This window comes from Candidatus Eisenbacteria bacterium (assembly GCA_013140805.1).
Classification (GTDB): Bacteria; Eisenbacteria; RBG-16-71-46; order RBG-16-71-46; family RBG-16-71-46; genus JABFRW01.
In genome coordinates this window covers 1-25,445 of the sequence record JABFRW010000062.1, presented here as the reverse complement: position 1 = coordinate 25,445, position 25,445 = coordinate 1, and the positions used below count along the sequence as shown (strand labels likewise).

Here is a 25,445-nt window from a genome sequence, read left to right as displayed (position 1 = left end):
CGGTGCGCCGACCGGCGCGGTGCGACTCCGATTGCGCCCGCACCCGCACCCACGTCCGCACCGGCCGCTAGGCCCGTCACCGCGGCGCTGCCGTCATTCCTGAGCGGCGCCACCACGGCCGCCATCGCCGGGCCGCGCAGCGAGACGGTTCCGTTCACGAAGATCCGCAAGCTGATCGCCGACAACATGGTGCGCGCCAAGCACACCGCGGCCCACACGCACTGCTTCGACGAGTGCGACATGAGCGCGATCGGCGCACTGCGCAAGGAGTACGGCCCGCGCCTCGAGGCCCAGGGCATCAAGCTCACCTACATGCCGTTCTTCATCAAGGCCGCGGTCGTCGGACTGCGCGAGTTCCCGTGGATGAACGCCGAAGTGAAAGACGACGCCATCGTTGTGAAGCGCTACTACAACATCGGTATGGCGGTCGGCCGCGAGGAGAAGGGTCTGATCGTTCCGAACATCAAGGATTGCGATCGAAAGAACCTGGTGCAGCTCGCAACCGACGTGAACGATCTCGCCGCGCGCGCGCGTGCCGATCGGCTCAAGCCCGACGACATCCAGGACGGCACGTTCTCCATTACGAACGCCGGCGTGTACGGCGCGATCAACTCGGCGCCGGTGATCAACGTGCCGGACGTGGCGATCCTCGGAGTGCACAAGATCGTCGAGCGCCCGGTGGTGAAGGACGGCCAGATCGTGATCCGCCCCATGATGAACACCGTCATCGGCTTCGACCATCGCGTCGTCGACGGCGAGATGGCGGTCAAGTTCCTGCGCCGCGTGTGCGAGCTGCTCGAGAAGCCCGAGCTGCTGTGGTTCCACGTGTGAGCCGAACGCTCCAGGTCTGTCATCTCGGTGAGACGCCGTATCGCGAGGGCGTGGCGATCCAGCAGGCGCTGGTCGAGAAACGCGCCGCCGGCGAGTCCGACGACTGGCTCCTGTTTCCCGACCATCCGCCGGTGCTCACGATCGGACGCGCGGGCGGCTGGGAGAATCTCAAGTTCGAGGCGGATGCGATCCGCGACCGCGGTGTGGAAATCGTCGAGGTGACGCGCGGAGGAGACGTGACCTGGCATGGCCCCGGCCAGCTGGTGGGTTACGTGATCGCGGATCTCGCGGCCCTGGGGCACGACACCCACCGACTGCTGCGCGAGATCGAGCAATCGCTGATCGATTCCCTGACACGCTGGGGGCTCGCCGGCGAGCGCATCGAGGCCCGCACCGGGGTGTGGGTCGCGGGGGAGAAGATCGCCTCGATCGGCATCGCCGTGCGTCGATGGGTGAGCTATCATGGCTTCGCGCTCAATGTCTGTCCGGATCTTTCCGGGTTCGACGACATCCATCCGTGTGGCTTGAAGGGCATCGCGATGACCTCCATGGCCCGGAAGCTCGGCACCCGGGCGCCGGATCTCGCCGCGGTGAGGGCGGAGGTCAGCGCGGTGGTGGCCCGGCGACTCGGCTACGACGAGGTGCTCGAGGTGAGTGCCGATACGGCGCGACGCCGGGCGGCTGCGATCCAACCGACGAATCCCATGCGGGAAACTTCCCGCTGAAAGGAAGCTCCATGCTGACGCTGACCGACGCCGCAACCAAGAAGCTCGGCGAGATCATCACCGAGCAGACCACGCTGCAGGCGGATCCGATCGTGGGACTCCGTGTGTTCGTCCAGAAGGGCGGTTGCTCCGGGTACTCCTACGGCATGTCGCTCGCGTCGACGGTCGATACCGGCGATTGGGTCGGCGAGTTCGGCGGGGTCAAGGTGGTGGTCGATCCGCAGAGCGCCGCGGTGCTCGACGGCGTCCGCATCGACTACGTCGAGTCGCTGCAGGGCAATGGTTTCTCGATCCAGAATCCCAATGCGGTGCGCTCATGCGGTTGTGGCAATTCGTTCGAGACCGCCGAGACGGCCGAGACCGCCCAGGGCAAAGATGCGGCCCATGGGGGCGAGGCGCACGCGTGAAGATCACGCTGTTCTCGATCGAGGAGGCTACGCGCCAGCTCGTCGAGGTCCGCCCCCGCATGGAGCAGCTCGTCAAGATGAACGCCGAGTTCGACCGCATTCAATCGCGCGTCGGCGTTCTGAAGGTCGTGACCGCCGGAGTCTCGGACGATAATCCCGATCTGCGCGAGCGCAAGGCGCTCGAGGAGCGCACCCAGGCGCTGGCCGAGGAGATCTCGCGCGGCATCGCGGCGATTCAACGCCTCGGCGCGGTGGTCAAGGATCTCGATCGCGGACTGGTGGATTTCTATGCACTCTCGGGTGACCGGCTGGTGTTCCTGTGCTGGCGACTCGGCGAGTCCGAAGTCTCGCACTGGCACTCGCTCGACGGCGGCTTTTCGAGTCGCCAGCCGCTGCACTCGAGCGAGCGCGACTAGCGGTTCGGGCCTTCGCCTCGAACCCTGAAGGTCGAATGAGCAGCCTCCTCCATCCGTCGCCGGCCGGAGCACTTCCGTTCTCGGACTATGTCGAGCTGACCGCCGACGCGATCCGCGAACGCACCTGGGCGGCCAAGCGCACGCTCGGACGCCGCGCCGTGATCCTCGGACACCACTACCAGCGCGAAAGCGTCATGGAGTTCGCGGACTTTCGCGGAGACTCCTACAAGCTCTCGCAGCTCGCGGCCTCGCAGACCGATGCCGAATACATCGTGTTCTGCGGCGTGCACTTCATGGCCGAGTCGGCGGACGTGCTGCGCCAACCGCATCAGTCGGTCGTGATACCCGACCTCAAGGCGGGTTGCTCGATGGCGGACATGGCGGCGATCGAGGACGTCGAGGAGGCGTGGGAACGCCTGCAACGCGTGCACGGCGATACCCTCACGCCGGTCACCTACATGAACTCGACCGCGGCACTCAAGGCGTTCTGCGGCGCGCGCGGCGGCGTGGTGTGCACGTCTTCGAATGCTGCGACGGTGCTGGCATGGGCATGGGAGCGCAAGCCGCGCGTATTCTTCTTTCCGGACCAGCACCTGGGCCGCAACACCTCGGTCGCGATGGGGCTCCCGCTCGACGCACTGGCCGAATGGGAGTTCCGGGTACGCGAGCTGGACGCGTTCAACGCGCGGTGCTTCCGGCCCGAGACACGCGTCGTCCTGTGGCGCGGCTGGTGCTCGGTGCACGGCAAGTTCACGCTCGAGCAGATCCATGCGGAACGTGCCGCCGACCCGAGCGTTCGGATCCTCGTGCATCCGGAGTGTCCATTCGACGTGGTGCAGAACGCCGATCGAGTGGGTTCGACCGAGTTCATCATCGATCAGGTGCGCGGCGCGGCGCCCGGTACGCACTGGGCGATCGGGACCGAGATCAATCTCGTGCATCGCCTCGCGCTCGAGCATCCGGACCAGCGCATCCATTCGCTCCAGACCAACGTGTGCCCGTGTGCGACCATGAACCGCATCGATCCCGCGCACCTGTTGTGGACGCTCGAGAATCTGGTCGACGGCCACGCGGTGAACGTGGTTCGCGTGCCGGACGACGTGAAGCGCGACGCACGCGTCGCGCTCGACCGCATGCTGGCCCTGAAGGGCGATGGACAGGTGGCGCGCGCCACCATGAGCGAGGACTGACGTGAGCGACGAACTGGTCACCCGCGACGACGACGGACGCACTCAGATCCGCGTGCTCGGCGCGCCGCGCCCGCCGGTGCCCGAGAAGCTGCCGGTCACGCCGCGCTTCGGAGGCTGTGCGTCGGGTGCCGGGGTCGGAGTCGGAGCCGACTCAGCGTCCGGTCCCTCGTATCGCCGGCTTCCCGAGTGGCTCAAGGTCCAGCTGCCGGGCAGCGGGGAGTACGCCGAGACCAAAGCGCTGCTGCGAAGCCAGAAGCTCGTGACCGTGTGCGAAGAGGCGCGGTGCCCGAACCTCGGCCACTGCTGGTCGCGTGGCACCGCCACCATCATGATCCTCGGCGACATGTGCACGCGGCGCTGCGGTTTCTGCGCAGTCGGACCCGGCAGGCCGAACGGGTTCATCGATTGGGACGAGCCGCGGCGGGTCGGAGAAGCCGTGGCCGGGATGGGATTGCGCCACACCGTGATCACTTCGGTGGCACGCGATGACCTGTCGGACGGCGGCAGCACGATCTTCGCCCGCACCATCGAAGAGATCCGCAAGCGTTCGAGCACCGTGATCGAGATCCTGATTCCGGACTTCCGCGGAAAGCGTGAGGACCTGCAGCGCGTGATCGACGCGCATCCGGACGTGATCAATCACAACATCGAGACCGTCGAGCGCCTGCACCCGATGGTGCGTCCGAGTGCTCGTTACGATCGCACGCTCGAACTGCTTCAACGCGTCAAGGCGAGCGGCGCGGGTATCAAGACCAAGTCGGGCCTGATGCTGGGCCTCGGCGAGCGTGACGACGAGATCGAGCAGACCCTGCGCGACCTGGTCGCGCACGAATGCGAGCTGCTCACGATCGGTCAGTACCTGCGGCCGAGCCCCAATCACCTGCCGGTGATCGAGTACGTGCACCCGGACAAGTTCCGCTCATGGGGCGAGCAGGCGGTGGCACTCGGCTTCGAGAACGTCGCGAGCGGTCCGCTGGTGCGTTCGAGCTTCCACGCCGACGAACTCGCCGGCACCGTCAGGCCCGGCGAGAGCAGTAAGCGCGCCGGCTAGCGCCCCGGCAGGATCTCGAGCGTCGCGACGCGCAGTGCGCCGTCGGTATCCCGGGCACCGGTAGCACGGAGCCGATCGCCGATGCGGGCCGCGTTCACCACCGAGTGCATGGCGACGACCGCAGGGTCCGGCGGCTTCATGAAGACCGACGGCACGCGCCACTGATCGGTGACGCCGGGACCGACTTCGATCGTCAGGTCGACCCCTCCGTCGACGGGTCGATCGTCGCGCAGCGCGGTCAGCGTGCCGGTCGTGATTGGGACCAGCTCGACGGTGGGCGGCGCCGTCGTGCGTTCGCGCGTCGAGCAGCCGGCCGAGGTCAGCAGCAGCGTGGTGGCTGCGAAGAGCAGGAAGAGCGGGATCGCGCAGCGCAGAGTGCGCGTGAGTCGCTGAAGGTCCTGGATCATGGCGAACTCCTTTCGGCCCGGTCGAAACCAGCGCCCAGGCATCCTACTACCAATTGAGACCCGGTGGGGTTCCGGGCGAATTGGGCCATGCACCCGGGCGCCGCTCGCCATCACGGCACCCAGAGGGACGGCACGCCTCGGAACTTCTGCATCAACGGAGCAGGACGAGCTTCATGCGTCGCGATTCCGTAGGGGTCTCGATCGCATAGAAGTAGACACCCGAGGGTACCCGTTCGCCCGTCGAGTTCGTACCGTTCCACGGTGTACTGTGAGCTCCGGCTTCAAACTGCCCATCGCGCAGAACTCGCACCCGGCGACCGCTCAAATCGTAGATCGCGAGTCGCACGTGCCCGGCGGCCGGCAGATCGAATTGGACTTGGGTTTCGCCCCGGAACGGATTGGGCCTCGAAGGGTGAAGGGTGAAACGTGTCGGTAGAGCCGGCTGCTCTCCGCCGACATCGACCGGAGTGTCCCCCACGCCGATCGTCAGCGGCAGAATCGCTGGAGGGGCGAAAGGCGCGTCGTGGAACACGTTGAGGACGGCGGTGTAAACGCCTTCCACATCCGCGTTCGCGGCCGTGAAATAAATGACATCAGACTCGCCCGGCCCAAGTGTGCCGGCGAGCGGGGAGTCAATCGTCACGTCGACCGGGATGCCGAAGTTCACGCGCTGTGCCCAAACCACCGTACCGGCGGCATTCAACAGGGCCGAGTCCGGCGGGGTCGGGTAATCGAATCCTTGAATCGAACGGTTGATGTTTCCGAACGCCACGTTGTCCGGCAGATTGGTGCCGTCGTCATGGAATGCGGTTGCGGTCCCCTCGAAAGCGCAGCCCAGGAGATAGCGCCGCGTGGGTTTCAGTACCGTGCTCATCAGGCCCGACGCGTACCAGTTCGGACCAGTCCCGGAACTCACGGTGCGAGTGAAGATCTTGCGCCACAGTCCTATGAGGGGCGTGACCTCCTCGAAGATGAAAAACTCCAGCTGGGTGGCGGTGGGAATGTCGAGCCATTGCTCGATCCCGGTAATCGGCAGTCCGACCCCGGCCCGGAATACATTGCCGACCCAGCCCGACTGGGTCGTGACCGGGAACGTAGTGATATCGAACTCGAGCTGATCCTCCCCTTCGACTCCGATCATGTCGAGCGTGTAGTTGATCGAGCCGATTCCGGTGTTGGCCAGCGACACGCTGTCGCTGCGCGTGCCGCCAACCGGCACCACCAACGAGCGTCCCTCGGGTATCAACGTGAGCAGGGGGATGGCTTGAACGTTCAGGGTGATCTGGATGGTGTCCGCGCTGTTCACGGGATCGTTCGAGGTCACGACGACGTTCGTGATCACGGAGCCCGCGGGCAGGGACCCGGCCGCGAAATTCGCGGAGATCGTGACGGTCCCGTTTGCAGCGATCGAACCGGTGGGCGGAACGATCGAAAGCCACGAGACGTCCGGCGCCTCGCCGAGTTCGTAGTTCAGAAGTCCGTTGGGCGTGCCAGGATTCGAGATCGTGAAGGCAAGGGAGCCGGACTGAGTCTGCGGAAGTGAATGGGTCAGAGACGTCGTGCTCACCCGCAAACGCGGATCGCCGCTGGAGCGGAGCAGGTCGAGGTAGGCGGTCATGAGACCGCGCTGGGTGTGGGTGGTGCTGCGGAGGCCGCCGAACTCGTAGGCAGCGCCGATCGCGCGGCCTAGGAAATAGGGGGCGCGGAACACCGAGACCACGATGTTGGTGGTGGTGTTGCGGAATACGGTGGTCGACAGGGTCGGCACCAGGTCGTCGATCGAGCTGTTGGGTCCCGCGTAGGTGAACTGGAAGCCGGCGAGATCGTTGAGACCGGTGAGGCTAAACAGATCGGCGGTGCCAGTGGATCCCGCCGCGAGCCCAAACATCGGTCGCAGGTCGAAGCCGCCTGCGGAGACCGGATCGAAGTTGAAGCAGTCGCCACCTTCGAGGTAGAGCCGGCCTCCGTCACGTACGAAGTTCTCGAGTGCCGCGCCTTCGGTGGCGTTGATCACGTGCTTGTTCGGAGCGACCCCGACGCATGCGAACACCATCGAGTGAACGTTGAGATCGCTCGAGAAAACAAACAGGCTAGTGACCTTGACCGCGTACTCGCCGAGCGATTGGAGCGCGGTCAAGATCGAGTCGGCGCTGGTCGCCGGCACGCCGGGGGCCTGCCACACCAGGATGTCGGGAATGGGGCCGACGAAGCAGTCGGGGGCGGCGACCTGGGGACTCTCGTGGACGGGGGACTCGGAGTCGATGGCTGAGACGCGATAGGAGTAGAGAGCCCCCGGTGGCGGCGTATCGATGTAGGAATCGACGAGGCCTGAGTCGCCGGCAGCGCGGGCGAGTTCGATGAGCAACGCGCCGTTGCGATACAGACGCACGCCGGCGAAATCGTCGAGGCGGGTGCCGTCGCTCTGGCGGGTCGGGTTGGTCCAGCCAATCGTGGCGGTGGTCAGAGAGCCGAGACTGATGAGGTTCGAGGGTGCGGCCGGCGTGGGCGACCCGCCGGCGAACACGGTGATGTCGGCGAGCACGCTCAGGCTGTCGGTCACGTCGTCGCGGGTGCGCACGCCATAGGTGTAGAGCTGACCGTCGATCAGGCCGGAGTCGACGAACTGGAGCACGCCCTGATCGACATTCGCCACCACCGCACCGTCGCGCAGCACGTCGATCGAGAAGTCGACCAGCGGCGATCCATCCAGGAACGCCGTGGGATCGGCCCATTGAATGAGCGCCGAGGTCGGGGTCGAGTAGTCGCTGAACGCGCTCAGTTGCGCGGGGGTATTCGGGTCGCGCGGATCACCGAGCAGAATCGGTGAGACGTAGGCCAGAAAGTTACCGGTGCGATTGTCGGTCCAGGCCGGCATCGCACGGCCATTGTTGGCCGCGATGCCGAGATAGTCGCCCATGTATCCGGCGGCGAGCCCGGGGATCGGAGTGGGCGTGAAGCTCACGTCGGAAACGGGGAAGTTGTCCCAGGTTGCGCCGCCACTATTGGACGTGGCCATGTAGACGCGCGTCAAACTGTTCGCCGGATCGTCGCGACGATCGTAAAAGATCACGGCCAGATTCCCAGTCACCGGGTCGCAGGAAATCCAGGGGAACCACTGCGAGTTCGTTCCGGCATCGTTGTTGACGAGGACCGGCGTTGAAAACGTGGTGCCGCCGTCGGTCGATTTGACCATCCAGATGCTCGCGTCGGTGCCCAGATTGACGCCCGGAACGCCGACATTCGTCCACACGATGTAGACCGTGCCGCGACGCGGCCCATTGGAGACATCGACGGCCATCGAAGGGAACGAATTGCGGCGGATCGTGGTGTTCGGCAAAGCTATGTTGCGTTGACCGCGGATGTTCGTGATCTTGCGAGACTCGCCGAGCCACGTGACGCCACCATCGGTCGACTTGTTGAGCCCGATCGCGATCTCGTTGGCTGGAAACGCGTCGTAGACCGACCAGGTCACGTACAGTTCGCCATTCGGGCCGACCTGATTGTTGCAACCCTGGTTGTGGGACCCCGCGAGCACGTTGTTCGAGATGTTGCGCACTGGCGACCACGTGAGCCCGCTGTCGGTCGAGCGGCTGTATTCGATGTCGCCCAGGTTCGCCGCTCCGGTGCCGAGATTGGACCAGGTATTGTGGTAGACGCCGAGATGCGGGCTGCCCGCTACGTTGTCGACCGCGAGGTGATTCTTGTCGAGCCCCGCCGCGGTGGCGACCGTACGATGAGTCCAGGTGGCGCCGTGATCGGTGGAGAAGCTGACACCCTGACCGCCGCTGGGCGAGATGTAGCCCATCATGAAGCGACCGTCGGGCCCGATCACCGCCGCAGGGTCGCCGCGATTGGCGAGGCCTCCGGGGTTGTCGCCCCCCGACCAGGTAGCTCCGCCATTGGTCGACCAGTAGGTTCCGGTGCCGAACACGGTCGTGACGGGGAAGTTCGTGGTGTTGCTACCCACGAACACGATATTCGAGTTCGTGGGATGGATTGCGCATGAGAGTTCGGTTTGAGTGCGATTCGTGGCGGGCAGCACAGCGACGTCCGGGGAATCAGTTGCTGTGAGCCGCCCGCCGGTGACGATCGAAGGATGGCGGATGACCTGCCCCGGGACGTTCGGGGCGTCGCCGCCTTGCATGAGATGCAGCACGCTCCACCGCGGATCGGCCGACGCATCGGGCACAGCTGGCGTGGGGGCGGGCAGAGCACTTCCCGCGCGGGCGAAAGCCACGAACACCGCCGCGATGGACACGACTCGACGCAAGCAAGGCATCTCGGCCCCCTGAGAACGGAAAATGGGTCCAGACCGCGGCGATGAAGAGGTGGCGACAAAGCGGCGGTTGATACAGGCGTTCGGACTCGATCGAGTGCGGATCGCGTTCCACCGGCCACAGCGGCCGGAGTCTCCATGAACTAGTGCATGAGCACGATTCGCTGAACACTGCGCCCGAGTTTGGTCTCCAGCCGCGCAAAGTAGACTCCGGCGCCGAGCGACTCCCCATTTGCCCCCCGCGTGCCCCAGCGAATCCTCTGTTCGCCGACTACGTTCCCGCGCCACGGCGTCGCGCGGCGACGTCCGCTCACATCCCAGATCGAGAGTTCGGCAGCCCCTGCGGCCTCAAACTGAAACGTCACCTCGCCGCGCGCAGGATTCGGCCACGGAGCCGCGAATGTCAGCGCTTCCGAGTCGCGCCCCGGTACCCCGGTCGCCGAGCGCGGCTGCAAAGTCAGCGCGACGGTCGTGTCGGCGAGGCTTCGGAAATTGTCGACGATCAACGTGTCCCAAACGGTGCTGGGCGGTATCACGCGCAGCCGATAGAGCTTCGAATCCGTCACTACGCGTGCGAAGCCCGCGGCGTTCGTCACGTCGTCGATCGTGACCAGCAGCTGTGAGGTCTGGAGATCGACGAAGTCGAGGTTGGCTCCGACGATCGGGTTCAGCGTGCCTTGTTCGCGAATCGTGGCGTTCACCCAGTGCCCTTGGGGAAACGTAAGGGTCCCCAGATTAGTAGGCCCCGATACCGCGACATTGAGAAGCCGTACGGGAATTAGGCGGGTCGCGACTGGCGGACTGACGGTCACTCGATACGTACCCGTGCCCACCAGCACGCTGAAATCCCCGAGCCCGTTCGTGAAGTCACCGAGTGTCTCGACGCGCGGAAAGCTTGGCGGCAGCATCCAGTCCACGTCGACGTCCGCGTCGGCGACTCCGCTCGAGGTGGTGGCGCTGACGCAGTGAGCCGAGAGTGCGAGCCCGCTCGAAAGCACGAAATTCGGCAGCGATTGGTCCCCACTCACGACCACTGAGTATTGCGACTGGGTCGCCAGCGGAGCGCCCGATGGCGGCTCGGCGGTGATGTCGTAGACACCCGGAGGGACGACCAGCGTGCCGAGCCCCGCGGGTGAAGTGGAGTTCAGCGGCGTGAACAGCTTCGTGTGTCCGGGCACCGTGCGCGCGATGAGCTTGCCGTCCGCGATTGGAAAGAAGCCGGCATCCGTGACCGAGCACGACAGCACCCAACCGTCTTGAACCACCACGTCTCCGAGGTCGAGGTCGGTCGCGAGGTTCTGACTCTTGATCTCGCGTGGTGCCTTGTGGGCGGCCGGTGCCGGAACGATCTCCACGTTCCACACGCCTGCATCCACGAGTGTCAGGAAACTCCCATCGGCAAGGGTGCCGTCGTCCTGCACGTTGTTCGGAGCATCGCCGGTGACATCGCGAAAGCGAATGCTGACGCCCGCAACGCCGCCCGCACTCGAGTCCACCACGCGCCCCTGCAAGTAGACACCGCTCGGCAATACGAGGTTCTCCGTGATCGTATTGTTGTTGACCTGAAGGTCCCTGATTTCGCCCTGGAAGAGATGCGCGCCGATCGGAGGATGGAAGTACAGGTCGTAGCGGCCGTTCGCGAGCGTCAGGGAATAGTTCCCGTTCGGCAGCGTCGAGTCGTTCGGAATCACGACGAACTGACCGGTCTGCCGATCGAGCACGTCGATGTCGCAAGGGTAGACCGGACCGCCCACCGAGCGAGAAATGTTTCCCTGCACGCCGAATGCGAACGCGTCAGTGGCGAGAGTCAGGGCGACGAGGACTTGCGCTGGAAGCTTCATCGTATCTCCTCAGAATGCTCGTGCACCTTCAGTTGCCGAGCGAGTCGTAGAGCGCTTCGAGTTCATGGCAGGACCACGATGCGGGTGACGATGGACTCTCCGTTCGCGCGCGCGCGGACCAGATAAACGCCCGTTCGGGCCTGGTTTCCACGCTGGTCGCGTCCATCCCAATCGAGTTGCGTTGTGCCGGCAGGCAAGGAGCGGTCAGCCAGGGTCCGGATCGCACGTCCGGTGGGGCTGAAGACCTCTACGCGCGCGGCGCCGGAGTTCGGGAGTTGGAGTGCGAAGCGCGCTCGCCGCGCGCTCGGATTGCCGAGCGCGAGCAGTCGGATCGATGCGACGGGCGACCGTGAGTTCGAGTCGTAGCGAAGCTGAAGCGTCGTGTCCCGAGTCACCGTCACGCCGCTCGCAATCAGCGTGTCGAGCGTACTTCCCGATGGCGGCGAGACGGTGAGGCGGAAGCGACCCGCTGGCAGCACCAGCCGAAACGAGCCGCGTTCGTCGGTGTTGTCATCGGGCGTGACCACGCTGGACCCGCTGGTTTCCTCGACGACGTCGAGATCTCCATCGACCACGGGCTCTCCAAACGGCCCCGTGAGCGTGCCCGTAACCTCGAATCCAGAAGTCAGGGAGACATCGAGAGCGAGGTCCGAGCTCAACGTGAGCGGCCCCGAGCGCGTCGCCACCAGCCGTGAGCCGAGCGGGGGCTCGAACGTGACGCGATACGTGCCGGGTTCGACTGCCGAACGATAGAAGCCATCGAGTCCGATCTCTCGAAATAGCGCGGGCTGGCGCACGCGAGTGTCGGCCTGATCGAAGGTGACGCGGCCGCCGCCGAGCGGACTCCCAAGTTCGTCGCGAAGCCGGCCCATCAGGTGCACTGCGGCAACCAGGCGCGTAACAATCGTATCGGTCCCGGCCACCACGCGGGGAACGAGTCGGGTGGGTGCGAGCGCGGTGTCAATCGACCCCGGAGTCACCGTGATGCGATAGATTCCTGACTCGACGAAAGCCGCAAAGGTGCCGAACGGTGAGGTCACATCGCCGATCACGGGCTGACGCAGTTCGCTTGCCGCGTCGTCGAAATCAAGCAATGCGCCGGCCAGGGGTCGATCGCCCGGGCCCAACACGCGCCCAAGCTGTCGCACCGACGCCGGGAGCGTCCAGTTGAGTTCTAACGTCCCCGCGACCACGACTCCGTTGATTCGCTGAGGCGCGAGTCCCGATCCCACCAAGGGCTCGCACACCAAATCGTAGCGGCCCGCAGCGATCTCGAGGTCGTACTTCCCGGTCGTGCGCGAGCTGGTATCGAACGAGAGCTTGTTGCCGAATCGATCGAACACGTCGAAGTCGGCGTTGTTGACAGGTTGGCCGGCAAGATCGAGCACGCGGCCGGTAATCAGGTCGGCCCGCACCGGCGCGGCGATCTCGATACCTGCGATCAGCGCCGCGAGGAGCGTGAGGCGGATCAGGGGTGGTGGATGAGTCATCTCCAACTCAATTCTCCGGGGAAAACCATTCGAAGCCGAAGCGAACGGATCGCACGTCGTAGGTGCGATCGTGACGCGACGAGGTCTGGTCGAGAAGTGTTCCGGCGATGAGCAGGGTGAGCTGAGGGTGAACCGTCACGGCGGCTCGAATTCCGGTTTCGATCCATTGATCGCGGCGGCGAAAGTTGGAGTCGGTCGCCTCAGCCTCTGGATAGCGCTGAGTCCCGCTCACCAGCCAGGGTTCGAGCTTCCAGCGGCCGCGAGCGACCGTGATGCCGCCGCTGACCCAGCGCTCGTCTTGCGAGTACCTGGCTGTGCGGCCGGTGGTGGAGCCGCCGCCGAGTTCGGCGCGCAGCGTCACGATCGGCTGGGGGCGCCAGTCGAGCCGTGCGCTCCACGACGGGCCGGAGGCGTCACGGATATTGAACACGTTCACGTAGTCGTCACGGCGATAAGTCCACTGTGCGCGAGCACGAATCCCACTCGGCAGTGCTTGCCGCAATCCTACTGTGGACTCAATCCGCCGGAATTCTGCGCGCCCCGCGTCGTCCTGGAACTTGATTCGTGCGGGCGTCCACCCTGCTTCCCATACCAGCTGCGATGACCCCCGGCGTACCGCCAGCACTCCGCCGTATTCCTCAAAGCCCGCGATCCCGACTCGCTGATAGCGGCTGAGACTGGTGTTCAAACCGAAACTCAATTTCAGTTGACTCGCGATTCGCGCCGCGCTGCTGATTTCGAAGCGGGTGAACGCGGCCTGATCCGGGCCCGAGTCGTCGGAGTTCGGCATGACGTCGGAGGTCGTGAACCCTTCGACGGCGAGCTTCCACTGCGGATCCTCGATCGGGCTCGCCATCGGGGCGCTGCCGACCGGGCTCCCGAGCAGGAGCAGCGTGAGCATCGAGCACGATGCCATGGGCAATCTCACAGAATTTCTCCGTGTGGCTGGGCGAGCTTCAGGATGTGCCTTCGTGCACGTTCTCGCTCGCCATCACGCCACGAATGAAGTGCGAGCAACCGCAGCCGCGAAAGGCGCTGCCACCACAACGTGCGTGATGGCGCGGCGTGCCCGCCGGCCGCGCGGTAGGCCTCGACGACAACGGTGAGCAAGGCGTGTGCTTCGCCGGGGAGCCACCACTCCAACTCGGCGGCGAAGTTCCCAAGGTCCTCGGCGGGTTCGCCGCGATGGGCTTGTTCCCAATCCAGCACGTACGGCCTTCCCCCGGCTGTGACGATTTGGCCCAGGTGAAGGTCACCGTGGATCAGGCTGACGCTCGAGGCACGAGGGGCCGCGGAGTCTTCGAGTTCAGAGAGCTGTTGGCGAGCAGAATCCAGCCCGCGCCACAGGGCCGCCCCAAGCTCGGGATCGGCTAGTGCGGCCAGTCGAATCTGGCGCTCGGCCGCGAGCATCGCTTCCGCGGGTCCGCGTGCGGGCAGGCCAAGCGGAGCGCAGGCGTGGATGCCGGCGAGTGCCTCGCCCAGGGCGTGCCAGAGCTCCGCGGGCGCACGAACGGTCGGAGACTTGCCTTCGATCCGTTCGAGCCACAGGCCATCGGGGCCCTCACGCTCGAACACTCGCGGCACCTGGAAACCAGCGGTCAAGAGCAAGTCGTGAGTGTTGCTCAAGCGCTCGGTCAGGCTCTCGATCCGAGCCGTGGGACGCAGTGCAAGGACACGATCCGGTCGTTCTTCGAACGCCAGGGTGGCGCGCCGACCGAGACGATGCGACAAGACCCGGGAGCCCGACTCGGCCAAGCGCGACGTGAACGACGGAAGCTCGAGGTCGATGCCGGCCGGAATCACACTCGCATGGGGATCGAGCTTGAGCCAAAACGCGATCCGCCCCGACTCTGCGACCGGCTCGAATCGCGCAATCGCGCCGTCTCGATGCGGCCAAACCGCCGCGAGGCGGCGATCACGGGCGCGGTGACCCAGCAGTTCGCTCCTCCGCCGCGAGTCGATCAGGATCTCGAGCGATCGGGAAAGCGGGCTGGCTACGGGCGCCCGACTTGAACCAGCGCGAGTCACAACCGCCGGGTTCGCTGCGAGCCTCGCGCCCAGACCCGCGAGGCATGCACCAGCACCCTCGCGCCATTCGGGATCTCCGACCTGCAAGCCTCTCAACACGCGGCGCCCGTAGGCGAGGGCGAGATGAAACTCGAGTCTCCCCGCGTCATAGCAGGCGCCGATCGCGGCGCGGGCGATGCGCTCTGCCGAGTCCAGCTCGAGCGCGCGCCCGGTCCGGAGCGCGACATCCACGGCGAGGTTCGCGATGTCCGCGTGCGGATCGCCATCTCCCAGCTCGTCCCAATCCAGCAATGAATAGCCCTCTGCGTGCATCAGGATCTGGTCGGCAGTGAGATCGCCATGGCGTGGATGCACGGCGATCGGTCGCAGCTCCCCCGCGAACCGCATGAGGCTGGCTGAAAGATCGCGCACCAGCTCGACGCGTTCGGGCCACCAGGCAGCCAGGGCTTCGAGGGCCTTGACCGCGGCGCGCAGATCATGGCGGTCACTCGCGGCGGAATCGGCTCGAACCAAAGGTTCCGATTGGTAAAGCGGCGCCAGCGCGAGGCCCGCGGATTCGTCGAGCAGCGGGTGCCGCTCGAGCTTGGCCGGGCTGGGGATCGCGTCGCACTCGAGTCGCTGCGCGAGCGGTGTGCCCGGGAGCGCTCGGGTCGCGAACCAATGGCGCTCCGCATCCACGCCTTCCACGCTGGGTACGCTCAGATCGAAGCCTGCCGCGCGCTGCCAGCGGGCGAGCGTGGTGCGAAATCCCACCGCGGGGTACGCGCGCAGATAGGCTCGGTGCTCGCCTCGCGCGCCAGTCCCGTCGTCCCGCCATCCGAGTGTCGCCAGCAACACCGCCCGTCGCGCGGGCTTCCAACGAATCAACTCGACCCGGGAACGCCGTTCCCGCACCCTTGCGCCCTCGCCGAGACCTAGCGTCACGCCCGCTTGTATCCGATTCTTCAGGCGGCGAGGCACTGCGACCGCCGACAGCCCGCGCACCGCACGGTCGTTCGGAAACGCCACCAGCAAGACCCTCGCATCGGTTTCGACGCCCGCTCCATCACGCCACGGCGCGCATGCGATCGCCGGACCGATCACTGGACGTTCCAGGTGGAGGGCGCAGGCCTTGGCGTGGGCTTCCGCGACGCGCGCGGGATCAGCGACGTACATCGATGCCTGCAAGTGGCCGGCTTCAGACCCCGCTCGCCACTCGACCGTCAATCCGAGCAACGCGCTGGTATGGAGCTTCCCGCGCAGGTAGTCGACCCTCGTCGCGGTCACCTCGAGACCGTGGGGGCCGAGCGCATGCGCGAGCGTGGCGCGCACGGCGGCGCGATCGAGCAGCGCAGCAGCCGAGCCGATCGGTGAGCGGCCGGTCGCCGCAACGGAGCGCACGGTCACGCGACCCCCGCGAGGGATCGGTGCGAAGCCACGCGCCCGCCCGCCAGCACGATCTCGAAGTCCGCCACCAGCCCTGGATGCTCACGATGGGTGACGATCAGAACGGTGCGGCTCTTTGCCAGCGTGCGCAGCGCCGCCAACACGTGATCGCGACTCGCGTCGTCGAGGTGGGCGAATGGCTCGTCGAGCACGAGGATTGGCGCGTTGCGAAGCGTGGCGCGCGCGATCGCGATGCGTTGCCGCTGGCCGCCCGAGAGTTCGGCGCCTCGCTCACCGACCACGGTGTCGAAGCCGTTCGGCAATTCGGCTGCGAAGCGGTGAACACCGGCGCACTCCGCGGCGGCATGGATCGCCTCTTGCGTGGCGTCGGGGTCCCCGAGCGCGATGTTCTCGCTGACCGTCAGTCCCAGCAGTACCGAATCCTGGAACACCACAGCGACCTGACGGCGCAGCGACTCGAGCGTGTATTCGCGCAGGTCGACACCATCGAGCAGCACGCGACCCGAGGTCGGATCGACGAGGCGGGGGACCAGTGCGAGGAGCGTGGACTTCCCGGCCCCGGATTCGCCGCGTATCGCCCCGATCGAACCGGCCGGTACCTCGAACGAGACGTCATCCAGCGCCAGGTCGCCGCGTTCGTACCGAACTCCGACGTTCTCGAATTCAAGTCGGCCGCTCGCGCGCTCGCAGGTTCGAGCGGCGACTCGATCGGTGATCGTGGGTACGGTGCGCAGCACCTCGGCCACGCGCTCGCCGCACACGGCCGCCTTGGCTGAACGCGACACCACCTGAGCGAGACGACGCAGCGGGCGATAGAGCACCCGCTGGTAGGTGAGAAACACAATCAGCCCGCCGGCGGTGAGATCGCCACGCAGAACGGCAAACGTGCCGAACACGATCGTCACCGCGACGCCCGCCGAGGTCATGAGGTCGAGGGAGCGCGCCAGCAGCGCTTCGAGCCGCGAGGCTTTGAGGCTCGATCGCAGGTTCGACCGATTCTCGCGTTCGAACGCCCCGGCGACCTGCGCGGCGGCACCGAACGCCTGCAGCATTGCCACCGCACCGAGCGCCTCACCCGACCGGCCGGCGAGCGCACCTTCCTTTTCACGAGTCCTGCGCACCACGCGCCGAATCTTGCGCGTGAGCAACGTTCCGAGCACGGCGACCGGTGGAACGGCGACGAGCGAAATCAGCGTGAGCCCCGCGTCCAGCCACAACATCATCCCGAGCGTTCCGACGATCAGCAGGACCGATGCCGCGGCGTCCAGCAGGCTTCCGACCAGCAGTTCGCGGAGCATCACGATGTCGCCGGTAAGTCGCAGCAGCACGTCACCGTGGGAGCGCCGGGTGTGCCACTGCGATGGCAAGATCATGAGGTGACGGAACAGATCACGGCGTATGCGTGCCACCACTCGCTGCGCCGCTTCGCTCAGCACGATGGTTCGCACGTACTCGAAGAGCCCGGCGAGCGCCGACGCCAGCAAAGTCGCAAGCGCAGCTCCGATAATGAGCGTGCGAACCGGCAGCGCGTCGATCGAGTGCGCCAGCCAACTCGGATGCGGTGCGCGATTCGGCACCAACACCTGGTCGATCACGACTTGCAATGGCAGTGGTCGCAAGACCTCGGCGAGTACCGCGAGGGCTGAGAGAGCCAATGCAACGGCGAGCCGGCCCGCCTGCGGACGCACGGTGGGTGCGAAGAACCGTAGCACGCGACCGGATCGCGCCAGTGAGGTGCGGAAGCGATCGATCCGCGAACCGGAGTTCATGGGCGGGCCTCGGCTCGATCCGCGGCGCGCAGAAACTCCAAGATTTCGCCGCCCACGTGATCCCAACTTCGGGATCGCATGTGTTCGCGAGCCGCAGCGCCAACACGAGCGGCGAATTCGCGGTCGGTCGCGAACCTCAAGATCGCGGTCGCCAGCCCGTGAACATCGCCGGGCTCCACCAGCAGGCCTGTCACCTCGTGTTCCACCATGCGTCGTACCGGACCGATCGAGGTCGCCACCACCGGCCGCCCGGCCGCCATCGCTTCGCCGAGCTTGAGCGGCGAGAAATACAACCCTGCGGACGGATACGGCACCATCACGATGTCCATCATTGCGAGGTAGGCAGGAATCTGCTCGTGAGGGACTGCGCCGACCAAATGCAGCGGCACGCCTCGACGTTGAGCTGCCTCGAGGAGCAGGTTTCGCTGCGGACCGTCGCCCACGATCATGACCTGGAGCGGCACGGTCGTTCGAACGAGCGCGGCGGACTCCACTACGGCGGCGAGATCGTGCCAGGGCCGGAGCGATCCGACGAACCCGACACGAACGTGGTGTCGTGCGCCGTCGGCTGGCCCGGCGAAGGGCCTCAAGTCCGGATCGGGAGCGTCAAAGAAAGTACGATGGACGCCATTGGGAATCACCCGCACCGCAAAGTCATGTGGCGCGAGCCTCCGGACCCAGTGCGCGACTTCCTCCGATACCGCGATCGCTCCGCAGCTGGCGGAGAATCCGTTACGGAAGTGAATGAGTGCCTGATCACGCTGGCGGAATCCGCGATGGCGGGCAGCTTCCTCGTCGAGCGGGGCGTTCACCTCGTAGACGTGCGGGAGGCGCAACTGCGCGGCGGCGAGCGCCCCGTGGGGCGCCATCAGCGCCAAACGCTCATAGACGTGAGAGGCCCCGCTGGTTGCCAGTGCTCGCGCGATCAACTCCTGATCGGCCCCGATCGGCAGCACGCGAACCTCGAGTCCCAGGCGCAGTAGCGAAGCATAGCCGTCGGCCGGGCCGGGGTTAGTGACCATGGCAGTGACCTCGAGCCCGGCTTTCAGCCACGCTTCCGCCTCAGCCCGCAAGTGAATCGAGCAGCCCTTGGTGCCCCCGAGCGGTGCCCCAGGATCAAGACAGAGCAGCGCGTTTCGCATGGGAACGATCCCCCGAATGTCCGGCGAGGCTGAAGACTTGAAGGAGCGCCGCGATGGTCTGGCGGCGATCGAAGCGTGAACTGATGTGAGCGCGCGCGCGGTTTCCGAACCGTTCGCGGCGCCGCGGAGCGCGAGCCAGCTGCGCAAGCGCGCGGGCCAGGGCCCGCGCGTCGTCGCTGGGGACCAGAAGGCCGGTGTGGCCGTGGTGCACGATCTCGGGAATTCCCGCGACCGGAGTGGAAACGACAGGAAGCCCACACGCACCTGCCTCCAATAGCACCGTCGGCAAAGCATCCTGATTGCCATCTCGATCGGTCACGCACGGCAGTGCAAGAACGTCTGAAACCTGAAGCCAGCGCCGCACGGCGGGCTCAGGGAGTGGGCCGCAGAACCTCACCACCCGGCCTAACCGAAGCTCGCGCGCCAGCGCCCGCAGGCGCTCAAGTTCGGCACCCTCGCCGATCAACGCGAGTCTCGCGGCCGTGCCGCGATCCCTGAGCTGCCCGAGTGCCTCGATCAGCACGTGAAATCCCTTCTTGGAGACGAGTCGGCCCACCGCCACCACTCTCAGCGGCTTTGCGCTCGAGCGCGACCCTGACCGGGGCGCAGATAACGCCTGCGACGCGATGGTCCGAGTCCCCGGCGCCGGGCGCCAGTCCGACAGACTCACACCGTTGTAGACTCGCACCACGCGGCTGCCGGGTCCGAGGCGGCGCATGAGAAAGCGGCGATTGTAGTCGCACACGGTGATCACTGCGGCGGCTCGTCGCGCCAGCTCGCGCACCCAGGTCCAGTCGACACTCCAGCTGAAAATGTCCTTGGCGTGCGCAGTGAACGTGAACGGCAGCCGGGCTTGCACGGCCGCTGCCGCTGCGGTGGTTGCCGCGGGACCCGCGAAATGAGCGTGCACGTGCTGGGTGCCGTCTTCGCCCAGCAAGCGGCCGAGCACAATGCCCGCCCGCCAGTAACGCCACTGCTTGCGCGGCAGGCCGCGCGGGGCACGCTGCGGGCGATCGGGCCCGGTTGCCGCGATCCACGTGACCCGGTTTCGCAGCCGTTCAGCAGCCGGCTGACGAACTGTGCTCTTGACCGCCTCGAGCGCATAGATGCGTACGTCCACACCACGGTCGAGCAGCCCTACAATCTCGTTGAGAATGAACGTCTCCGAGAGACGCGGAAACGCGCGCAAGACGTAGGCGATGCGCAGGCCGGCGGGTGGCGACATCACGCACGGTCCCGTGCGGTCGCGCCGACCGGTGGCGAAGGATCGCGAGCCGGTAGCAATCGGTCGAGCGCGCGGATCGCCGAAGCGAGCCCATCGCGACGCGGCAGGAGATCCGGGCTCGGCCGTCCACGCTCGAGCGCACGACTGACCGCGGCACCCACCGTGGCGGGTGCGAGATCATCGGGGGCCAGGCACACCGCGAGGCCTCGGTGTTCGAGCAACTTGGCCCGCACCCATTGCTCGCGTCGCGGACTGACGCGCGGAATCAGCACCATCGGTACGCGCGAGCCGAGCGCTTCCGAGACCGTGTTGTAACCCGCCATGCCCACGATCGTGTCGGCGGCCCCAATCAGGGGTGCCAGCCCCGGCACGAAGGTCTCGAGCTTCACTCCCGCCGGGGCACAATCACGCAGTCGACGCTCGGTCGTTGCGGGTACGTAGGGTCCGAATACCACGAGGACACGGGCGTCAGCAGGGAATGCGCCGCTGGCGATGCTGTCCAACACGCGCGAGATCACGTGGCTGCCGTCTTCGCCGCCGCCGGCCGTGACGAGCACGCGTGGCCCGTCGCCATCGGGGTAACGGGCGCGCGCCGACTCGAGCTCTGCCGCACCGACCGGCGGTGAGACGTACCCCATGAAGCGGACACGGCGCGCGATCGAACTCGGCATGCGGTACGTCTCACGCGGGTCGTACCAGCACTCGTCGCCCCACACCCAGATCTCTTCATAGAATTCGTCGATGATTCGCAGTGTGTCGCGGCTTCGCCACTCGTCCTGAACCGCATCGGGTTCGTCGAGAATGTCGCGCCACCCGAGCACCAATCGAGTGCCGCGGCTTGCGACCTGTGCCGATTTCAGCGCGTACTTGAGTTCTCCCGCCATACCGTCAGGAGACTTATCCACCAGCATGAGTTGCGGTTTGAAGCCCGTGACCGCCTCGCGCAGCAGATTGGCGCGCAGCTCGTGGAGGTGGCCCTCGTCGATCTCGAGCGAGCGTGAGACATAGTGCTGATTACCGAACTTTGCCGCACTCGGCATCTTGATGTAGTCGAGGCCTCGTGGCATCGGGAGCTGGCCGGCGAACGGGGAGCACGTCACCAGCAGCGCCGAGAGGTCCGGGCGCGCCGCGAGTCCGGCGCGCGCCAGCGCGAGTGCCCGCCTTACGTGGCCGAGGCCCATTGCGTCGTACGAGTAGAGCAGCCAGCTAGGCGCCACGCCGACCTCCAGATCGGATGACCGAGCGGGGGCGGTGTGAGCCGCCGGGGGAAGCTCCTGGCATCCGTCGCTCCCCGCCCGGGGATTCGCGAACAAACAGGTGGGAGTCGGGTTGCCGCTGATACATTCGGGCGCTGGAAACCCGTCAGATCGGCGCGGGCAGCGCGGGCCACGAGAGCAGCGCTTCGACCATCTCCGCCGCGGCCTGATCCCAGGTGCGGTTTCGCACCCGGAGCCGAGCGGCCACGCCCAGCCTTGCAGCGAGCGTTGCATCCGCCGCCAGCCGCTCGACCGAAGCGGCGAGCCCGTGCACATCGCCGGGCTCGACGAGTAGCCCGGTCTGCTCGTGATCGAGCAGCTCGAGCACCGGCCGAACGGCACTCGCAACGACCGGACGTGCGGCCGCCATGGCTTCTCCAAGTGCCAACGGCACACGATCCAGCTCGCGGCTTGCAAAGGGGGCGACCATCACATCCATGGCGGCCAGGTGAACGTGTACATGAGAGTGAGGAACGTCTCCGACCAGATGCACCGGAACTCCGCGCCGGTCCGCGGCGATCAGGAGCTGGTTCCGCTGCGGCCCATCACCCACGATCACGACTTGCACGGGACGCCGCCTACTCACCAGTGCAGCGGCGTGCACGAGTGCGGACAGATCGTGGCTCGGACTCAGCGAGCCCACGAATCCGACTCGCAGTGAGGCGCCGCCACGAAGCCACGCGGGAATCAGCGACCGATACAGCTTGGGGTCAGGTGCATCGAAGAACCTCCGGGGTACTCCGCCCGGCACCACCGCTACCGGATATCCGGTGGGAGCGACGCTCCGAGTCCACACGGCCAGCTCGTGAGACACAGCGATCGCGCCGTGACTGCACTCAAAGGCTGCTCGCAGCAACACGCGTGCAAGATCTGCATCCGACTTGCCATTCGTGGGACGCGAATCGCTCTTGATCTGCGAATGGACCTCGTAGAAATGCGTGAGGCCCAGTCGAGAGGCGGCTAGCGCCCCGTGGCCGGAGCGCGGCGACAAGCGTTCGCACACGTGCGTAACACGGCTCGAAACGAGCAGGCCCTCGATGTCCTCGGTGTCGGCGGCGGGCAAGAGTCTGCGCACCTCGAGCCCTAGCACTCGCAGGTCGTCGACGGGCTGCGGCGGCCCGGGGTTGGACACGATTGCAGTCACGTGATGGCCCGCGCGCAGCCAGGCTTCGGCCTCCGAGCGAAGTCGAATCGAGCCGTTGCGGGTCCCGCCGAACGGGATCGAGTCATCAAGGCACAGCAAGGCAAGTCGCACGGAGTCGAGGGTCTCCAGGGCGGAACGATTCGGCGGATCACCCGGGTCGCGTACCGTCTCCGTCCCGGACGAATTGAAGGATCTCCACACCAGAGGTGGGGGACCCATCGTGGCTGATACCTGCTTTCGAGCCGGCCGGTGGATGGTGAACAGTGTGGAGGCGCTGGCCTCAGGCGGCGTGCGGTATGCTTTGCCCCGTGCCCACCTTCGACCCCCGGCCCCGTCTCGACCCCGACCGTGACCACGCCCTTGTCGAGTCGTGCCGCCGTGGAGACCAGGCGGCCTGGGCCCGGCTGGTCGAACGTCACGAACGCCTCGTTTACGCAGTCGGGCGTTCCTATCGGCTTTCCGATGAGGAACTCGGGGATGTCTTTCAGGAGGTATTCGCCGCCCTCGTCAGGGGCCTTCCGCGACTGAAAGACGGCCGGGCCCTGGTGCGCTGGCTCGCGAGTACGACACAACGCATCGCGCGCACGACTGCGCTCCGGCGCCGCCGCGAGCAGGCCCGCCAGGCGATCATTGCAGGCACTCCGGCCGAGCCCTGGCACCCGGCCGGGCCGGTTGGAGCGGACTTGGAGCGCCTCGAGGAACAGGCACTCGTACGGTTGGCACTAACAGCACTCGACGGGCGTTGCCGGCGATTGCTCGAGGCGCTCTACTACGAGCATCCGGCTCCCAGCTATGCCGAACTCTCCCGGCGGCTCGTCGTGCCGATCGGCTCGCTCGGCCCCACCCGGGCGCGGTGCTTCGAGCGGTTGCGACGCGACCTCGCAGCGCGACTCGCCACCGATCGAGGTATCACCGAGACCCGTAGTGCCACCTCTGGGGTCGAACGGGAGTCCGACTTGGGAGCGCGCGGTTGGCGTGGCTCGATTCGAGAGGCTCGAGTCCTGGAGGATCCGGCATGAATCCTTGGTCCGGTGCCGCACGACACCTCGAGATTGGGCAAGTTCTCGACTATCTCGAGGGGCGCCTTTCCGCACGCGCGCTGATCGCAGTCGAACGCCACCTCGCCACGCCGTGCAGGCGCTGTCGCGAGCGACTGGTTGCGGCTGCTCAGTTGGTCGAGCGCATGCAGTCCGATCGCTCCGTACCGGTGCCCGAGTTGCTTCACCGCATCGCACTCGAATCGTTCGGGGCCGTCGGCGAACTGCGCTCCCCCGGGCAATCGATCTCGTGGCTCGCCCGCCTGGTGTTCGATTCCGCCACGTCGCCGTCTCCGGCATTCGCGCGGCACGCGATCGGCGAAGCGCGACGTCTTCGTTTCGAACTGGGCGGCGACACCCTCGAGTGCGAATTCGAACCCGAGGGCGCCGGGCTCGTAACGCTCCGCGGTTGCCTGAAAGCGCCCGACGCGCTACTTCATACGCTGGAACTCGCAACCGGCGAGGAGCGCCGGGTCGCGCATCCCGCCGGCGATGGGTTGTTTGCGATCGTGGCAGTGCCGGCCGGCCCGCTCGAAATCACGCTTGCAGGTCCCGATGGAACTTGGCGCCTGCCAGTGATCGAGATTTGAGACGGTCGTGATCGAGCGCGCCCATCCCGTCGACCTGGCACCTCAACTGCTGGCGGAAGTGGAGGCCGTTCGCCGACTCGAGCCCGCGCGAGCGTGGGAGCTGTTGAGACCGAGCTTCGGGACGCTGTCGCGATGCTCGAGTCCGGCCGAACAGGGAACCCTGTGGCGGCTGCGCGGCCACCTGATGCGGGCGTTGGGGCGCGCCGGAGACGCGGTCGCCGCCTACCGGCAGGCGGAACGTCGCTTTGCCATCGCCGCGGATTCGGGTGAGCGCGGCCGCTGTGCGATCGGACTCGTCGATGCCCTCATGTATTTGGGCCGCTACCAGGACGCGCGGCGTGCCGCCGCCGCTGGCCGTCGTGCGCTCGCGCACGCCGGCGACCGTGCCGCCCTTGCCCGCCTGCGGATGAACGAAGGGAACCTCCATCATCGTGTGGATCGGCCCGATCGAGCGCTCGAGTGCTATCGCGATTCTCGCCGCGCGTTGCTCGCAACCCGTCAACGGGCGGGGGTCGAACTTGTCGAGGTGAACATTGCGAACTGTCTCTCGGCGCTCGGCCGCGGGCGTGAGGCGCGCCGCTACTACCGGGCGTCCCGTGATCGGCTCCTCGCTCGGGGTGATGCCGTCAACGCATTGGTCGCGTCCTACAATTTGTCCTATCTCGACTTTCTCGAGCACCGTCACGAGCGTGCGCTCGAGGGACTCGCCGAGGTGCGGCGGCAGGCGGTTGCACGCGGCGCCCTGTCGATCGTGCCGTTGACCGCGCTCGATCGCGCCGAGGTGTTCTTGAGGCTCGGTGCTCATCACGACGCGCTTGCCGAGGCGCGACTCGCGAGCGTCGAGGCGCGCGCAATGGGGCTCGCCTACGAACATGCGAAGGCGGAACTGTTCGCCGCCCTCGCCGAGCATCGCAGCGGCCGCTCCGCGAGCGCTCATGCGCGGCTCGAACGTTCCTTGGGGGCCTTCGACCGTGAAGGCAACGACCTGTGGGTCGGCGAAACCCTGGTGGGGCTCGCCACCACGGTCTGGACGGAGCACGGCTCGCGCGGGGCCGTCGCCTTGCTCGCGGCTGCGGCGCGACGCTTCGAACTTGCGAGCGATCCGGAGCGGGCGGCCTGCGCATTGGCGCTGCGCGCGCGCGCGCAGGTGGTGGCCGGCGAAACCCGAGCGGCCCGCACCACGATGAATGCGGCAACCCTGCTCGCGCGGCGCCGGAATTCGCCGCGCGAGCAG

At 66.6% G+C, this 25,445-nt stretch carries 20 protein-coding genes; 9 read left to right on the top strand and 11 right to left on the bottom strand.

What is annotated here, in order from left to right; genetic code table 11:
- From HOP12_05825 to lipA, 6 genes are all read left to right on the top strand, one after another.
- The coding region (locus HOP12_05825; protein ID NOT33675.1) for a 2-oxo acid dehydrogenase subunit E2 at positions 1 to 831 on the top strand (831 nt) is incomplete at its 5' end.
- Positions 828 to 1,556 (top strand): lipoyl(octanoyl) transferase LipB, encoded by a 729-nt coding sequence (gene lipB / locus HOP12_05820; GenBank protein ID NOT33674.1) that lies wholly within the window; start codon positions 828 to 830, stop codon positions 1,554 to 1,556. The genes HOP12_05825 and lipB, both read left to right, overlap by 4 nt.
- Positions 1,557 to 1,567: 11 nt before the next feature.
- Complete coding sequence (locus HOP12_05815; GenBank protein NOT33673.1) at positions 1,568 to 1,963, top strand: iron-sulfur cluster assembly accessory protein; 396 nt, start codon at positions 1,568 to 1,570, stop codon at positions 1,961 to 1,963.
- Positions 1,960 to 2,379 carry a DUF2203 domain-containing protein gene (locus HOP12_05810; protein ID NOT33672.1) on the top strand — a complete coding sequence of 140 codons (420 nt, stop codon included), beginning with the start codon at positions 1,960 to 1,962 and terminating at the stop codon, positions 2,377 to 2,379. Before HOP12_05815 ends, HOP12_05810 begins: the two co-directional genes overlap by 4 nt.
- 35 nt (positions 2,380 to 2,414) lie before the next feature.
- The gene (gene nadA, locus HOP12_05805) at positions 2,415 to 3,569 is read left to right on the top strand and encodes a quinolinate synthase NadA (GenBank protein NOT33671.1); all 1,155 of its coding nucleotides are present in this window, start codon (positions 2,415 to 2,417) and stop codon (positions 3,567 to 3,569) included.
- A gap of 88 nt (positions 3,570 to 3,657) precedes the next feature.
- Positions 3,658 to 4,620, top strand: a complete 963-nt coding sequence (gene lipA / locus HOP12_05800) for a lipoyl synthase (protein NOT33670.1) — start codon at positions 3,658 to 3,660, stop codon at positions 4,618 to 4,620.
- On the opposite strand, the gene HOP12_05795 is transcribed toward lipA, so the two are convergent.
- The 11 genes from HOP12_05795 to HOP12_05745 form a co-directional block, all read right to left on the bottom strand.
- Positions 4,617 to 5,027, bottom strand: coding sequence for a hypothetical protein (locus HOP12_05795; protein ID NOT33669.1), 411 nt, complete (start codon positions 5,025 to 5,027; stop codon positions 4,617 to 4,619). The genes lipA and HOP12_05795 overlap by 4 nt on opposite strands.
- A gap of 151 nt (positions 5,028 to 5,178) precedes the next feature.
- Positions 5,179 to 8,994: a T9SS type A sorting domain-containing protein gene (locus HOP12_05790; GenBank protein ID NOT33668.1), complete on the bottom strand. Its 3,816-nt coding sequence runs from the start codon at positions 8,992 to 8,994 to the stop codon at positions 5,179 to 5,181.
- A 452-nt stretch (positions 8,995 to 9,446) separates the two neighbouring features.
- Complete coding sequence (locus tag HOP12_05785) at positions 9,447 to 11,144, bottom strand: T9SS type A sorting domain-containing protein (GenBank protein NOT33667.1); 1,698 nt, start codon at positions 11,142 to 11,144, stop codon at positions 9,447 to 9,449.
- Between the two features lie 62 nt (positions 11,145 to 11,206).
- A complete protein-coding gene (locus HOP12_05780) occupies positions 11,207 to 12,634 on the bottom strand; it encodes a hypothetical protein (GenBank protein ID NOT33666.1) in 1,428 nt (475 codons plus the stop codon).
- Between the two features lie 7 nt (positions 12,635 to 12,641).
- Positions 12,642 to 13,550 carry a hypothetical protein gene (locus tag HOP12_05775; GenBank protein ID NOT33665.1) on the bottom strand — a complete coding sequence of 303 codons (909 nt, stop codon included), beginning with the start codon at positions 13,548 to 13,550 and terminating at the stop codon, positions 12,642 to 12,644.
- Between the two features lie 8 nt (positions 13,551 to 13,558).
- Positions 13,559 to 16,048: a phosphotransferase gene (locus HOP12_05770; GenBank protein ID NOT33664.1), complete on the bottom strand. Its 2,490-nt coding sequence runs from the start codon at positions 16,046 to 16,048 to the stop codon at positions 13,559 to 13,561.
- A complete protein-coding gene (locus HOP12_05765; GenBank protein NOT33663.1) occupies positions 16,045 to 17,817 on the bottom strand; it encodes an ABC transporter ATP-binding protein in 1,773 nt (590 codons plus the stop codon). The genes HOP12_05770 and HOP12_05765 overlap by 4 nt, the downstream gene beginning before the upstream one ends.
- The gene (locus HOP12_05760; GenBank protein NOT33662.1) at positions 17,814 to 18,959 is read right to left on the bottom strand and encodes a glycosyltransferase family 4 protein; all 1,146 of its coding nucleotides are present in this window, start codon (positions 18,957 to 18,959) and stop codon (positions 17,814 to 17,816) included. The genes HOP12_05765 and HOP12_05760 overlap by 4 nt, the downstream gene beginning before the upstream one ends.
- Positions 18,934 to 20,184, bottom strand: a complete 1,251-nt coding sequence (locus tag HOP12_05755; GenBank protein NOT33661.1) for a glycosyltransferase family 4 protein — start codon at positions 20,182 to 20,184, stop codon at positions 18,934 to 18,936. The genes HOP12_05760 and HOP12_05755 overlap by 26 nt, the downstream gene beginning before the upstream one ends.
- A complete protein-coding gene (locus HOP12_05750) occupies positions 20,184 to 21,401 on the bottom strand; it encodes a hypothetical protein (protein ID NOT33660.1) in 1,218 nt (405 codons plus the stop codon). The genes HOP12_05755 and HOP12_05750 overlap by 1 nt, the downstream gene beginning before the upstream one ends.
- A 145-nt stretch (positions 21,402 to 21,546) precedes the next feature.
- The gene (locus HOP12_05745; GenBank protein NOT33659.1) at positions 21,547 to 22,695 is read right to left on the bottom strand and encodes a glycosyltransferase family 4 protein; all 1,149 of its coding nucleotides are present in this window, start codon (positions 22,693 to 22,695) and stop codon (positions 21,547 to 21,549) included.
- A gap of 197 nt (positions 22,696 to 22,892) precedes the next feature.
- Here HOP12_05745 and HOP12_05740 point away from each other — a divergent pair, with 197 nt between their 5' ends.
- From HOP12_05740 to HOP12_05730, 3 genes are all read left to right on the top strand, one after another.
- Positions 22,893 to 23,603: a sigma-70 family RNA polymerase sigma factor gene (locus HOP12_05740; protein ID NOT33658.1), complete on the top strand. Its 711-nt coding sequence runs from the start codon at positions 22,893 to 22,895 to the stop codon at positions 23,601 to 23,603.
- Positions 23,600 to 24,211 (top strand): hypothetical protein, encoded by a 612-nt coding sequence (locus HOP12_05735; protein NOT33657.1) that lies wholly within the window; start codon positions 23,600 to 23,602, stop codon positions 24,209 to 24,211. Before HOP12_05740 ends, HOP12_05735 begins: the two co-directional genes overlap by 4 nt.
- Before the next feature lie 7 nt (positions 24,212 to 24,218).
- The coding region (locus HOP12_05730; protein NOT33656.1) for a hypothetical protein at positions 24,219 to 25,445 on the top strand (1,227 nt) is incomplete at its 3' end.

Bases quoted from the DNA above. Each gene is read 5' to 3' on its own strand.
- HOP12_05815 (NOT33673.1), top strand. From the start codon at position 1,568: ATGCTGACGCTGACCGACGCCGCAACCAAGAAGCTCGGCGAGATCATC.
- nadA (NOT33671.1), top strand. From the start codon at position 2,415: ATGAGCAGCCTCCTCCATCCGTCGCCGGCCGGAGCACTTCCGTTCTCG.
- HOP12_05795 (NOT33669.1), bottom strand. From the start codon at position 5,027: ATGATCCAGGACCTTCAGCGACTCACGCGCACTCTGCGCTGCGCGATC.
- HOP12_05785 (NOT33667.1), bottom strand. From the start codon at position 11,144: ATGAAGCTTCCAGCGCAAGTCCTCGTCGCCCTGACTCTCGCCACTGAC.
- HOP12_05780 (NOT33666.1), bottom strand. From the start codon at position 12,634: ATGACTCATCCACCACCCCTGATCCGCCTCACGCTCCTCGCGGCGCTG.
- HOP12_05775 (NOT33665.1), bottom strand. From the start codon at position 13,550: ATGGCATCGTGCTCGATGCTCACGCTGCTCCTGCTCGGGAGCCCGGTC.
- HOP12_05765 (NOT33663.1), bottom strand. From the start codon at position 17,817: ATGAACTCCGGTTCGCGGATCGATCGCTTCCGCACCTCACTGGCGCGA.
- HOP12_05760 (NOT33662.1), bottom strand. From the start codon at position 18,959: ATGCGAAACGCGCTGCTCTGTCTTGATCCTGGGGCACCGCTCGGGGGC.
- HOP12_05755 (NOT33661.1), bottom strand. From the start codon at position 20,184: ATGTCGCCACCCGCCGGCCTGCGCATCGCCTACGTCTTGCGCGCGTTT.
- HOP12_05735 (NOT33657.1), top strand. From the start codon at position 23,600: ATGAATCCTTGGTCCGGTGCCGCACGACACCTCGAGATTGGGCAAGTT.